4 protein-coding genes are annotated in these 14,177 nt (G+C 68.1%); all 4 read right to left on the bottom strand.

Annotation, left to right across the window (positions count from 1 at the left end; genetic code table 11):
- Window positions 1-144: 144 nt before the first annotated feature.
- Window positions 145-888 (bottom strand): ArsR/SmtB family transcription factor, encoded by a 744-nt coding sequence (locus ACGF3C_RS32600; protein ID WP_393227572.1) that lies wholly within the window; start codon window positions 886-888, stop codon window positions 145-147.
- A 95-nt stretch (window positions 889-983) separates the two neighbouring features.
- Entirely contained in the window at window positions 984-3,212 is a 2,229-nt protein-coding gene (locus tag ACGF3C_RS32595) for a hypothetical protein (protein ID WP_393227571.1), read from the bottom strand.
- Window positions 3,213-3,536: 324 nt separating this feature from the next.
- Window positions 3,537-3,956, bottom strand: coding sequence for a hypothetical protein (locus ACGF3C_RS32590; RefSeq protein ID WP_357232575.1), 420 nt, complete (start codon window positions 3,954-3,956; stop codon window positions 3,537-3,539).
- A gap of 5 nt (window positions 3,957-3,961) precedes the next feature.
- Window positions 3,962-13,873, bottom strand: coding sequence for a LamG-like jellyroll fold domain-containing protein (locus ACGF3C_RS32585; RefSeq protein ID WP_393227569.1), 9,912 nt, complete (start codon window positions 13,871-13,873; stop codon window positions 3,962-3,964).
- Window positions 13,874-14,177 lie beyond the last annotated feature (304 nt).

Below are 14,177 nucleotides of genomic sequence, written 5' to 3'. Positions count from 1 at the left end.
CGGTTCGAACGAGGGCGGTCCACACGAGGGTGTTCCCGGGGCGGGCGCAATGTGCGGCCAGGTGTCAGTCACCGCCCGACCGTAGGGCGCGAACCGTTCGCCCCACACCGAACGATCCCGCCACTGTCACCCGCTGCTCGCCGGTCAGGCGCGACCGCTCGTGGGCGGCGGGACCACCGGCAGGTCGAGGGTGTGTTCGGGGATGGCCAGGGCCGCGGCCAGGCCGGGGCGGCCGGTGGGAGTGAGACGGACGGCGCGGCCGATGCCCTGGCTGATCCAGCCCAGCTCGGTGAAGCGGCGGCAGAGCGCCGCGCCGAGCGCGCCGGCCAGGTGCGGGCGGCGTTCGGTCCAGTCCAGGCAGTCGCGGACCACCGGGCGGCGGGCGACGCGCAGCACGTCCACGGGTACGCCCAACCCGGCCGCCCAGGCCCACCCGTCGGGCGTGAGCGCCAAGCCACTGGCCCGGTCGAGTCGGCGCTCGCTGAGCAGCGCGTCGTACATCAGCACGCCCAGCCGCCCGGCGAGGTGGTCGTAGCAGGTCCGGGCGTACGCCAGGGAAGCGCTCGCGGTCGCCGCGCGCAGCGACCCGGTCGGGGTGGGCGTGGCCGGGGCGTGCCCGGCCAGGTCCTCGATGAGCTGGGCCACCGACGGCCCGGCCAGCCGCAGGTAACGGTGGCGGCCCTGCCGTTCCTCGACGAGCAGCCCACCGCGGACGAGTCGGGTGAGGTGGTCGCTGGCCGTCGACGGGGCGACACCGGCGCGCCGTGCCAGCTCACCTGCGGTCCATGCCCGCCCGTCGAGCAGCGCCAGGCACATCCCGGCGCGGGTGCCGTCGGCCAGCAGGGCCGCCAGTTCGGCCATCCCCCGACCGTCCGTGCCAACGCTCATCGCCCCAGTCTAGGAAGCAGGCGCCGAGCCGGTGAACAACGACCCGGGGGCCTCCGTCACGTGGACGAAGGCCCCCAAGCTGGTGGTACCGAGGCTCAGGACTTCGGCGTCGGGATCAGGTGTGCGGTGAAGCTGACCGCCGACGGGCTGGCCTTCGCTGCCGCCATCCCACCGGGGGCGGCGAACCGCCGGTCCAGCGCGATGGTGGTGTTGTTCCGGTTGCTGTAGACCACCACGAAGCCGGTTCCGCCGGAGTTCTGGATCGGCGCGATGGTGGGATCGGTGGCGGCGGTGGCGGCGGTCGGGTCGCTCGGGTTCTCGTACAGGCGCAGCCACTCACCAAAGGTGCTGGAGCCCTGCTCGGTCTCGTAAACCCGGTACATCTCGTTGTCGGGCCCGCGGGCGACGACAGCGATCCGGCCCAACGCCGGGTCGAGGATCGCGGCCGGGGAACCAGCTGCGGTGAACGTACCCACCGTCTGCCAGGTCGCCGGCCAGGCCCCACCCAGTTCCTGCTTCTTCATGATCAGCGAACCGTCGGCGGCACGGGCCACCACGGCGGTCCGGTAGCCCTGGTTGATGAAGGCGGCTGGCACACCGGTCACGTTTCCGCCGAGGTCGACCCACGCACTGAGGGTGCCGTCGGTGGAGTAGAGCGCGGTCTTGATGGTGCCGGTCATGGTGGTGGCGACCAGTCGGACACCGGCGTCGACCTTCACCAGAGTGACGCCGCCGGTGAGGTCGACGTCACCGAGGCTCTTCCACGACGCAGCCGTCCCGGTCTGTCGGTAGTGCCAGAGGCGACCATCGACGTCCACGGCGAAGATCACGCTGGTGCCGTCGGCGAGGGTGACCGAGGCAGGCCGGCCCACCATGGTGCCGCCGAGGTTCCCGGTCGTCGCCCAGGTCGCCGCGTTCGCCGCCGACTGGGCACCGGTCCACACGGTGCCGGTGGTGTGCAGGGCGCTGATCTGCACCTGCTTGGTGCCGTTCTGCACATTCAAGGCGGGCTGCCCGGTGAACGCCTCCGCACCGAACTGGGGAACGTGCTGGACGCTGCTGAAGTCGTCCGGGTTCTGCTGGTGGACGACCCGCACCTGCCCGGTGTTGTCGGTGTGCGCGTAGACGATGACCCCGAGCGAGCTGCCATCGCTCGGCTCCCCCTGCAACGCCGTCGAGCGGGAGAAGGACTCCGTCGGCAGGAACGGCATCGGGTCGGCGTACCAGCCCTGCAGGTCGACCACGATGTGCACGGTCCCGCTGCTGGCGTTCCTGATTTGGACCTTCCCCTCGGTGCCCAGCTTGGTCACCACGATGCTGGACCGGGCGACGTGCGCGGCGGGGAAGTTCGTCGTCGACGCAACGTTCAAGGCGCTGCCCAGGGGCGTGACGTTGAAGAACCCGTCAACAGTCGGGGCGACCGCGTGCACATTGAGGACGGCCGCGGCGATGCCACGGGTCGGCAGGCCGTTGGTGCCCGCTACCGCGACATCGACGGTGCCGTAGGCGGGCACCGGCTGGGCGCCACTGGGGAAGCGGCTGTCGTACAGGGTGGTCGCCGGAACCGTGCGCAGGCCGGCACCGGTGGTCGGGCTGCCGGTCCAGTAGCCCTGGACGGTGATGGCGACATGCACGGCCTGCCCGCGATTCTCCAACACCACCGCGCCGCCGGCGCCAGGGTTCAGCTTGACGACCATCCCCATCGAGGTGGCGCCCTTGGCGTAGTCGATGCCGGTCTCCGCAGCCGTGCTCGATCCGACGGTCAACCAACCGTTGCCGGTCGCGCCGATGACCACGACGTCCAACATGACGGCCGTCGCGGAACTGGGCACGAGCCCGCTGCCGGAGATGTTCGCGGTACGCGTTCCACGGGTGGGCATCGTGCCGGCGGTGATTCCCTGTCCGGTCCGGCTGTCGACCACCCGAGTGTGGTTCACCGGCACGAAACCGGAGCCGATGCTGCCGGTGGCGGCGGTGAAGTAGCCCACCACGTCCACGCGGATGTGGACGTTGCCGCCCGCGTTGCGCACCGCGAGCTTGCCGTTCGTACCGGGCTTGACCACCGCCGAGTTGGTCATGACCTCACCGATGGAGGCGTTCATGGCCGAAGCCTTCGGGTCCGTCAGGTCCGGGTAGATGGTCAGGAACGTGTTGGCGGTCGGGTAGATGGCCGTCACGTCGACCATCAACGCGCTGACCCCGCTGCTCGGGATACCGGCGATGCCGACGGCGTTGAACGTGGTGACGGACTTGGCGCCCCGAACACCGGTGGTGCCGCCGGTGCCGTCGCGAGTGTCCAGGAGGGGCACGCTGTCGATCGGCACGAAATCACCACCCCTGCCGGCCGCGTCGGCATGCGCAGGGGCCGGGCTGAGAACAACTGCCATTGTCCAGACAGCCATGGCCACAACGAGGCCGATCGGACCGAACCGCAGTGCCGGTCGTTCACGATATTTGAGAGTTTCCACTCAGACTCCGTCATCTTGTTTACGGAAACCACGCCACAAATTGCCGCAACGACCCGAGAAGGACGCTACCGAAATTTTGCTAATGCGGGGGTAAAGCCAACCCTCACCCCTTCGAGGCAAAGCTGCGGGCGAAGAGCATTTCAAATTTCGTCTAACCGATATCACTTTCGACCCAGCAACCTAAGCTTGATCTTTCGACCACAAATCGAAGATGTACCGGTTAGCTTCTGCGTCGAAAAAGGCGCCGATGTCCCGATCCGGAAGTCCGAACTCAGCTACAGCCCAGCCGACAATCGCTGCCGCCAAGCCCTCTTCCTGGAAATCAGCTTCGTTGTAACTAACCTCTCGGACCACGATCGTTGTAACGCGCCCTGGTGCCGCTGAAGCAATCTCCGCACTAAGTGACCTAAGCCCTCTCGCGAGCATCCGCATTGCAGCACCACCAAGTCGACCGCCCTGCGTGCCGTCAGCGAGGAAAACGTCCTCACCTACGGCAATTACATCGTCAACTTCCACCGCACCAAGAACCGGATCCGCAGTGATCGAAATCCTGATCCCCCAGGACGAACGGATCAATCTGTAGGTGTACGTGCTGCTCAACTCCGTCACCTGAATTTCAGAAAGTCAAACACATTGGATGAGAAGAAGTGCTCGGTACCTCTCGCGGTGCCTCTAGATATATAGTCGAGTCCATGACTGGCGTTGCCACCCCACAGCAAACTGTTATTTTCCATAAAAGCCGTTGCCGCTTCGTCTGACATGTTGTTGAGATGCGCCTGCTTGAATCCAGCTAGGACTTTGTTGTCGACTGCAAACCGCATGATCTGAGCTCCTGGCTTGTTTGCGGCATACGCGATCGCCTCCGCCTCGCTCCCCCAGGAATAAACGCCCGGCCCGAAATGTGCACGTTCGGGCGCCGTCGGGAATGGGTGCCCACCAGCACCAAGACGGGCAGCATCGTCCACACCTTGAACCGTGAAGAAGTCGGTTGTGCAGTTATGGACGAGGACCGGCGTCTTGGCAGCCACCACATAGTACGTGTGCAGCCCGTCCACCGTGAGGTTGTGCACCTGCTGCCAGTCGGTCCACTTTCGAAGGCCCACCACGGAAGCCGGTCGGTGGTCGGCAGTTTGGAAGGTATAGCCCGGCTTGAGATCCTGAGCCTCTAGCCACCGTCCCTGACTAGCGACCCAGAACGGGTGCCCACCCGTAGCGGTCAGCTTCTCCGTTCCATCGCCCTTCTTGCCGTCAGTGTCGACTGTGATCTCGACAAGATCCTTGCTACCGGCGCCGACGATCAGCGCCGTGACCCCGCGTTCCTCGGTGCGGCCAGTCGTCGGATCGGTGGCGAGCACCTTCTCGCCGATCTGCACCTCGTCGATTCGCTTGGAGCTGCCATCCGCCATCAGCACCCGGGTCTCGCCCGTGAAGCTATTGGGACACCGCCCGAGCAATTTGTTGCCGAGGTTCCTTGCCCCGGAACCGATGGCGCGTGCCTCGTTCAGACCGGCGCTCAGGGCTTTACTGCCGCCCGACCGGAGTCCGCCGCTCAGCCCGCGAATTCCCGCACCCAGCGCCTGTCCGCCGATGGAGCCGAGCGCACCACCGAGGGCACCGGTGAGGCCGCCCATGGCGGTGGCGCCGGCGAGGTCCCAGCCGCGCTTGCCGTCCATGTAACCGGTGACCGCCGAGCCGACCGCTCCGGCGAGCGCCCCGCAGGCCACCGCTCCGACACCGGTCCAGCCGATCGCCGCGCCGCAGCCCAGGCCGACGACGGCCCCGACGGCGAAGCCGGCGATCTCGGCGGCGTGTTCGTCGACGAACTGGGTCGCCTTGTCCCACATCTTCTCGGCGCCCTCGACGAGCGGCGCCAGCTTCTGTGCGGCCTCCAGCCATAGGTTCTGGCTGTACTTCTGTGGGTCCTTAATGGCCATCGTGGTGACGGCGACGACACTCGCCGCCATCTTGAAGCCGGTGGACACCACCTTGCCGAGCGTGATGAGCGGCTTCGTCAGGGCAGGAATCACCGCCAGCTTGGTGAACTTGACAGCTTGTTTGATAGCCGACTTCGCGGCGGCTGTCACCGCGACCTTTGCCTGGTAGATGCGTTGTGCGACCATCTTGGCCTGTTGTCTGGCCCAGTCGGCGCTGCGGGCGACCTGGTTGAGTCCGGACTGGATCTTGCTGCCGACGTACCGGACGGCGTTCATCGTCTTTTCGCCGAGCCACTTCGCGCTGCTGGAGATCACTCGGCCGACCGCTTTGATCCCGGACCAGGCGTAGTGAGCAACGGTGGACACGAAGTTCCTGGCGTAGTTGTACGCCGTGTACGCGCCACTGACGACGTTGGAGACGGTGTTGCTCACGACGCTCGCGGCGCGCTTCATCCAGCGCGGCCAGTGGCCATCCGGGTCGTCGAAGTCCAACGGGGCGCCAGCACCGTAGGTGTAGCGGTTGGCCAGAATCGAGTCGCCGGAGGTGTAGTTGACGCTGTCCCGCGAGGTGAACGTGCCGGTGCCGGGCTGGTACCAGCGAGCACCCATGTCGACCTGCCCGGTGTCCGGGTCGGTCCAGTCCCCCTGGAAGCCCAACCGGCCGGTGCTGCCGGTGCTGGTCACCTTCTTGCCGAACGGGTCGTACGCGGTGGAGTCGTTCAGCGTGGACAGTTGAGTGTCGGCCGGGTTGATGGCCGCCACCACGTCACCGTGGGCGTCGGTCAGCGACAGCCGCTTGTCGGCGCCCTGGACGGTGGCGAGCAGCTCGTCGTTCGGGCCGCGACCGTAGTACTCGTAGCCGTCGTGCACCACCTCGTCGCCCAGACCGGCGTAGACGAAGGAGTTGCCGGTGCGAGACGCGACCCGGTCCAGGCCGTCGTAGGTGTAGGTCTGGCCCTGCGCCGCGGTGAGCCGGTCGAAGGCGTCGAACGAGAACTGTTCGGCCAGGCCCGAGCTGGTGCGGGTCCGCAGGGTGCCCCGCGGGGTGTACGCGTAGGTGTAGTCGCCGTCGGAGAGCAGCCGGTTGCGTTCGTCGAAGGTCGCGGTCTTGGAGCCGGCCCGGACCCGGTTGCCGCTGGCGTCCCAGGCGTACGTGACGGTCCCGGCCGGGCTGGTCCAGGAGATCAGCCGGCCGGCCTTGTCGTAGTCGTAGGTGTTGGTGCCGGCCCCGGCGGTGCCGGTGGTGTTCTTACTGGTGAGGTGGCCGTTGAGGTCGAAGCCGTAGGTGACCGAGGCCACCGTCTGGCCGCCCGCGTTGCGCAGCACGTCGCTGGCGACCCGCCCGTAGTCGTCGTACCCGAAGGTGCGGACGCGGCCGGCACCGTAGTCGACGGTCTTGACGTCACCGGCGGCGTCGTAGCCAAGCTTCTGCTGCTGGCCGGTGATGCTGTCGGTGAGCGTGTCGAGGCGACCCTTGACGTAGCCGAAGCTGGCCGTGCCGGTCAGGTCGGTGCGGCTGGTCACCCGGCCGTCGTCGTTGTAGTCGAAGCTCGCCGTGCCGGACGGGCCGGCGGTGGACAGCAGCCCACCCCTGTCGTTCCAGTTGTACGTGTTGCTGCCGCCGGGGGCGTTGACGCTCTTCAGCCGGCCGTCCTGGTCGTAGTCCAGGGTTCGGGTCGCGGTCGGGGTGTCACCCCCGGAACCGGTCTCCACTGTGAGGCGGCCGGCCGCGTCGTAGGTCCGCATGCGGCTCACCCCACCCGGGGCGCTGAGCCGCACCGCGTTGCCGTCGGCGTCGTACGCGACGGTCCAGGTCCGGTCCGCGGCTGCCGGGTGGCTCGCCGTGGACGGCTCGATCGCCGACTCCGGCAGACCCAACGTGTTGTACGTGTAGATGGTGGAGTTGTTGCGGCCGTCGGTGTAGCGGGTCCGGTTGCCGGCGGCGTCGTACCCGAACGTGGTGGTGATCGGGTCGGCGTCGGTCGGCTCGATCTGCTTGACGAGCTGGTCCGCCGCGTCGTACTCGTAGGTGGTGACGGTGTTGTAGGGGTCCTTCGACGAGGTCATGTTGCCGGCCACGTCGTAGCCGTAGCTCTGGGTGCGCAGGACCGTGCCGTCGGCCTTGAGATTCAAGGTGCTCGTCCGGTTGCCGAACTGGTCGTAGCCGACCCGGGTGGTGCGACCGAGGCCGTCGGAGACCCGGACCTGGCGGCCGGCGAAGTCGTACCCGAAGATCATGGCCTCGCCGGTCGGCGCGGTGCTGCGGGTGATGTCGCCGGCCCCGTTGAAGGTGTTGACAGTGGTCGCCCCGGTCGGGGAAATCGACGAGGTCAGGTTGCCCGCGTCGTCGTAGACGAGCTTGCTGACCAGGTTGCGGGTGGTCGGCCGACGCTCGACGACGGTCTGGGTGACCTGCCGGTCGAGGTCGTCGTAGGTCGACTCGACCCGGGCACCGGTCGGGCCGGTGACCGACAGGACCTCGCCCGTGCGGGTGTAGGTGTAACGGGTGAGTGCGCGGTCGTCGTTGGTCTTCGACGGTTCGTCCCGGACCGTCAACCGGTTGAGCTGGTCGTACGTGTAGTTGGTGATGCCGGCCGGGTCGGTCTCCTCCAGCACGTTGCCCAGGGCGTCGTAGCGGCGCTTGTGCTCCGGGGTGACCGGCTGGGTCACACCGGGCGCGAGGTACATCGGCGCGAGGCTGCGCACCACCCGGCCGAGCTTGTCGTACTCCGAGGTGGAGACCCGCCCGAGCGGGTCCTTGACGGCGACCTGCTCGCCAAAGGTGTTGTAGCCGACCGAACTGGTCGGGTTGGTGGAGACGGCGGCGTTGCCGTCGCTCTCGGCCAGGACGGTCGGGCCGCTCTGCCCGACCTGGCGGCCCAGCTCGTCGTAGCGGAAGGTACTGGTGAACTTCGCCTTGTCGGCGCCGCTCACATTTCCACGCGGGTCGGTGACGGAGGTACGCAGGCCGCGCCTGTCGTACGTGTAGCTGGTCACCCGGGTGCTGCTGCCGGCGGTGACCTTCTCGGTGAGGACGTTGCCGGCGTCGTCGTAGGTGTAGTCGACGACCTCGGAGGTGGCCAGTACCTCCCAGTTCAGGTTCGACGGGTTTCCGGTCCGGACCGTCTGCTTGACGTTGCCGTTGTAGTCGTAGGTGAAGGTGTTGGTCCGGCGCACCCCCGTCGGGTCCAGCACGGTGCTCTTCACCTTGCCGGCCTCGTCCGGCGTATGGTCGGTGATCTGGGTGCCGTTGGCCCCGACCTTGCGGGTCACGTTGCCGGCGCCGTCGTAGGTGTTCTCCTCCACGACGTAGTCCCGCTTGGAGCCGTCAGGGTTGCGGAAGTCCTTGAGGGTGATCTTCTCCAACAGGTCGTCGCGGTAGTACTTGTACTCCAGTCGCCGACCCATGGCGTCGGTGTCGCTGGCCAGCCGCCCGGCGAAGTCGTACGAGTAGGAGTGCAGGACCAGGTAGTCGCCGGTGCCGGTGCCGGGGCTGCCGGCCGGGTCACTGCGCCAGTCCCGCAGCCGCACCTCGGCCACCTTGTTCTGAGCGGTGTACGCCCAGTCGTAGCGGTTGCCGTTGGCGTCGGTCATGGTCGTCTTGTTGCCGAACCTGTCGTACCCGTAGCTGGTTTCGTTGCCCTCCGGGTCGACGACCCGGACCGGCCGTCCCTCGTCGTCGTACTCGGTGCTGGTGACCCGCTCGGGGTCACCACCGAGCAGGTCGGTGGCGGTGACCTTGGTGGGGTTGCCGTCGGCGTCGTACTCGTTGACGGTTCGGCTCTGGTGCTGCTTGCCGGTGACGGCGTCGGTGGTGACCGGGCCGGTGACGGTGGCGACCCGCGAGTGCCCGTCGTAGGTGATCGTGGTGGTGACGCCCGCGGGATAGGTGTCGGAGACGACCTTTTCGGTGATCCGTCGGCCGAGCGCGTCGTAGGTGTACTCGGTCACCAGCCCGGACGGCTCGGTCACCTTGTACAGGTCACCGTTGGCGTAGTACGCGTAGCTGGTGGGCTTGGTCTGCCCGTTGGTGATGCTGCTGGCCAGCAACCCGGACGGAGGGATGCCGTTGACACCGGCCTCGCCGCCGCTGGTGTAGGTGTGGGTGACCAGGCTGCCGTCCGGGTTGGTCTGGGTGAGGAGCTGACCGGTGCGGTCCCGGTACGTGAAGGTGGTCCGGAACTTGTTGTCGGTCGGGCCGCTGGAGCGGCCGTCGCGCTGCTCCACGGCCAGGTCGATGCGCGGGTCGAACGGGTCGGTGATGGAAGCCGGGTAGGTGTAGTAGTTCGTGAAGCACTGGGTGGACGTACGGCAGCTCTTGCGGGTGGCGAGACGCCCCCGGCTGTCGTACGTCATCTCCACCGTGTCACCGTTCTCGTTGGTGACCTTGCTCTGCTGGCCGTCCGCGTTGTAGGAGAACGAGCGGATGGCCATGCCGTCCAACGGGTGCCGCACGAAGATCGGCCCACCGGCGTCGCCGGGGATCACGGTGCAGAAGGCCGGGTCGTTCGGGTCGGGCTGGGTGCAGACCTCGGTGGGCGGCGGGCTCGGCGTCGGGCTGGGCTGCCCGGGTCGGTCCTCCTCGCGGGTCTCCAGTCCGAGCGGGGTGCCGGAGCGCAGCAGTCGACCGGCGAGCGCGTCGTACTCGTACAGGTAGGGGCGGTTGGCCGGGTCGAGGACCTGGACGCTGCGCCGCAGGTCGGTGTCGCCGCCGTAGACGGTGGGCTGACCCACCTTCCAGGTGCCGCCGTTGTCGTCGGTGTACTCCTTGACCCGGTCGGTGGCCGTGTCGTACTCGACCTCGGTGGCGACCCGGCCGCTGGGCAGGGTGACCCGGGTCAGCTGCTGGGCGGCCGGCTTCGCGTACTGGAAGTGCGCCTTGGCCGTGTCCAGGCCGATCGGGTGGGAGTAGACAGCGACCTCGTCGATGGTGCCGGCGAAGTAGCGCTGGGCGGTGCCGCCCCAGGCCGGCCAGGAACTGGGCGTGGTCGCCGAGGCGAGGCCGACCTGGTTGAAGGTCAGCAGCGAGTGCTCGATCGGCTGCCCGGCCAGGTCACCGACCTTGACCCCGTCGAGATACATGGTCTGGGTGTTGGCCATCGCGGAGAGCACCACATGGTGCCACTTGTTGTCGTTGACCGTGATGCCCGAGGTGATCGGTGCGATCGCGCCCGTGGCGAACTGGCCGCGCAGCTTGCCGTCGGTGCCGGTATAGAGCAGCGGGACGCCGCTGGTGGCGGCGGTGCCGACGGCCTTGTCCTGGTAGCCGATGAGCGGGCCACCGGTCTGGGTCAGGCCGATCTTGAACCACAGCTCGACGGAGACGTCACGGCTCTTCTTCACCAGCCCCTTGGGCAGCTCGAGGTAGGCCGAGGTGCCATTGAAGGCCGCGGCGGTGCCGTTGGTGCCCTCCAACACACCGGGCTGGCCCAGGGTGACGTTGTTGCGGTACGTGCCGGCGTCCTTGCCCAGGTTGATCGCCACGTCGCTGGCCGCGCCGGTGCCCTCGGCCTCGCCAAGGTGGTAGTACGAGTCGGGCTTGGCGTCGAGAACGGCGGTGCGGTAGTGCGAACCGGCCGCGTAGGCGTAGTTGGTGCAGGCGGACTCCGGGCCGCAGACCTTGGTCAGCAGGTCACCCTCGTAGGTGTAGTTCCAGGTCAGCTTCGCGCCGTTGACCTGGTCGGTGCTGACCGTGGCGATGCGGTTGCCGTTCCAGGTGAAGGTCAGCGAACGGCCGGCGGTGTTGCTCTGGCTGTTGGAGACCTGGGCCCGGGCGAGCTTGCCGGTCATCGGGTCGAGGGTCAGGTTGACCGAGTGCCCGGAGTTGTCGGTGATCTTCTGGAGTTTGTAGAGCAGGGAGAACTGGTAGGTGCTGCCGGTACGGTCGACAAGCTTCCAGTTGCTGCTGTCGACGGTGAGCTTCGCGACCCGTCCCGGCGGCGGCGCGTACGTGCCGTCCGGGTTCTTGCCGAACCGCACCTCCTGGCCGTCCGGGTAGCGGACCACCACGTTTCCGGTGCCGTCGTTGTCAGGGACCAGCGTCATGTCGTACCGGCTGGACCAGCCGGCGCCGAAAACGCCGGTCGTGCGGGGGTCGAGGCTGTTGTAGGTGCGGACCAGGTTCAGCTCCGGACCGACGGTCACCACCGTGGCGTCCACGGCGGAGGTGGCGAAGTTTCCGGTCTGAGCGTCGAACTCGCGACCCTGCTCGGCGTTGGGCGAGGTGGCGATCCGGGACAACAGGTCCGGTTGTGGCACCGAACTGAGCATTGTCGAGTACGGCGAGATGACCTCGTTGGCGCTGTCCTTGACGAAGGAGCGCCACAGGTAGCTCTTGCCCCAGACCATCCGGCCGGCGGGCACCACCCAGGACTGCTTGGCCTGGTAGCCGGAGTTGGTGCAGTTGGTCGCCGCACCGGCGTCGGTCTGGTCGCAGATCTCGAACTTGAAGGACAAGGTGGCACCGGGTGCGGCGTCGGTGTCCACGGCCCGGGCCCAGAGCAACGGGGTGAGCGTCGGGGCCTGGTACCCGTTCTCCGGGTAGAGCTCCTGCACGACCGGCGGAACGTCGAACACCTGGAGCACGATCCGACCGGGTGGCACCTGGTGGTCGGTGAAGACCGCTCCACCGGTGCGCACCATGGTGAAGTCGAGGAAGTAGGAGCCGGGCTCCAACCGCTTGACCGTCGCGTCGAGGGTGACCTTCGCGCCACGGGCCAGGGTGGAGGGCAGATTGGCCGCCCGCTGCTGGGTCACCGCGGCGCCGGTCTGCGCGTTGTAGACCCGGTACGCGAGGTAGTAGTTGGCCGGCGTCCACGCCTCGGCACCGAGGTTGGTGACCGTCACCTTCACCTTGCCGTCCTGGTTACGCAGGACGGCCGGCTCCGGAGTGGGCTTCGGGATCGCGTATCCGGCGTTGTACGGGCTGTGCGTGACGTAGAGCGCCGGCGGGTTCGCCGTGCCGGTGCCGGCGAACTTCTTCCACGCCGAGGTGTCGGTGGTGGACGCGCGCAGCGAGAGACCGTTGTTGGCCTGCTGGCCGTTGGCCCAGCGCTGCACGAGGTTACGGCCGCCGACGCCGAGGTCGAACATCTCCCCGGCTGCCGGGCAGGCGGACTGGGACTGGCCGAGAGCGACGTACCCGTGGGCGAACGAGCGGCTGACCAGCGCGCCACCCACTGCCGGCCCCGGGTACGAGTAGCCGGTGCCGGCCGACCACGACCCGGTGACCGGGTGGACGCTGACCGCGCGCGCCTTGCAGGAAGCCGCGTCGAAGTTGACAGCGGAGAGCGCGGCCCCGTGGATGGTGTGGTTCTGGAGTCGGCTGACCAGGTTGCCGAACTTGAGGTAGGCCGCCGCGTTGGACCCGCCGGAGCGACCGACGAGCAACTCGCTGCTGCCGGACGTGGAGCTGTCTCCGTGCACGTACATGCTGCTGTCGGCGTTGATCGCAGCGACCGGCGGGCCGACGGTCGGGTCGACCTCGACCGGGTACCGCCGGGCCGGATCGGTCAGCCAGGCCCGGTCGGGGGTGACCTTCAGCGCCGTCTGCCCACCCGTGGTGACCAGTTCGTACGCGACCTTGGTGGAGGTGGCGGGACCGGCTGTGCCGGTGCCGGCGTCCACCATGTAACCCGCCGGGATCACCCCGCGTTCGCGCCCGTCGCGGTCACTGAGGACGACCTGACCGTCGACCAGCTTCGCGGTGAGGTTGCGCAGGCTCAGCGGGAACACGAACGAGGCGGGCGCCTTGGCCGAGCGCAGGACCAGGGTCTCCTTCAGGCCGCCGGCCCGGGGCTCCAGACGCAGGTCGACGTCGGGGCGTACGCCGGGGTAGGTGACGGCGTTCCCGTTCACCCGGCCCGGCGCGTTGGACGCCTCGGCCAGACCGAACCCGAACTCGGTGTCAGCGTCGAAGCTCAGCCGGGCCAACTGACTCGCGGCGCCGTTGCCGGCGAGGCGCAGACCGACCGAGTCGGCGGCGATCCCCCACCCGTCGGTGGTCGGCACCAGGGCGTGGTCGATGGGCGCCCAGGTGCCGTCCGGCTTGCGGTAGTTGATCGGGGAGGAGGAGAACTCGGTGGTCTGGGTGCCGTCGGCGTTGTCGAAGACCCGCTGGTTGACGTCGCGCTCGGCCGGTCGTTCCCGGCTGGTTCGCTTGTCGAAGCCTGGGGTGTCCTCGACGGGTGCCGTCGCGACGGACGCCTTGTTGCGCCCCGGGGCGGGCTTGTCGGCGAGCTTGTGCAGCGGGTACTGCCCGCGCATGGACTTCGGCAGGTCACGGTTGGGGCGTCCGGGTGTCACGTGAGCCTTGCCGGCCGCCGAGCCCCATGCCTGGTTCGGCTTCGCGCCGCCGCCACCCCGACCGGCGGAGGCCACACCGTCCCGGTCGCGGGCACCGCCCGCCGGCAGCGCCGTCACCCCGCTGCCGCCCAGGTTGAGCATCAGCACGCCGGCCAGAGCGGCGGCCAGGACCGACCGGGTGGTGCCGGAGCCGAACATCGAACGTTGCCGGGGTAGCCGACCACGCAGATCGGTCAGCCGACCGCGCGGGTCGGGCAGACGGCGAATGCTGAAGGACATGGTCACCCCTGGATCGAGGACGGGCTACGAGGCGGAGACAGGCACGTGCCGGCCGCGAGACCTGTGAAGGCCCCACGAAGCCGGGTGTGGATCGCCGCTACCTCTTCACGGGCACGGCGTTACGACGCCGACTCATCGGTCGACGAGAATGTCAGAAAAGAGAAAGAGACAACTCGGGTGGACGGAATTCACGCGGGAGCGGAGCGCCCAACAATATTCGTGTCGCCTCGGCACGGCAGAATGCCGCCAAGTCAGCGGTCACAGCTTCACACCCCCGTGTGCTGCTACTCATCGATATGCCGCT

The organism is Micromonospora sp. NPDC047762 (assembly GCF_043204655.1).
Classification (GTDB): domain Bacteria; phylum Actinomycetota; class Actinomycetes; order Mycobacteriales; family Micromonosporaceae; genus Micromonospora.
This window is presented reverse-complemented; position numbering and strand designations above follow the sequence as displayed.

Bases quoted from the DNA above. Each gene is read 5' to 3' on its own strand.
- ACGF3C_RS32600 (WP_393227572.1), bottom strand. From the start codon at position 888: ATGAGCGTTGGCACGGACGGTCGGGGGATGGCCGAACTGGCGGCCCTG.
- ACGF3C_RS32585 (WP_393227569.1), bottom strand. From the start codon at position 13,873: ATGTCCTTCAGCATTCGCCGTCTGCCCGACCCGCGCGGTCGGCTGACC.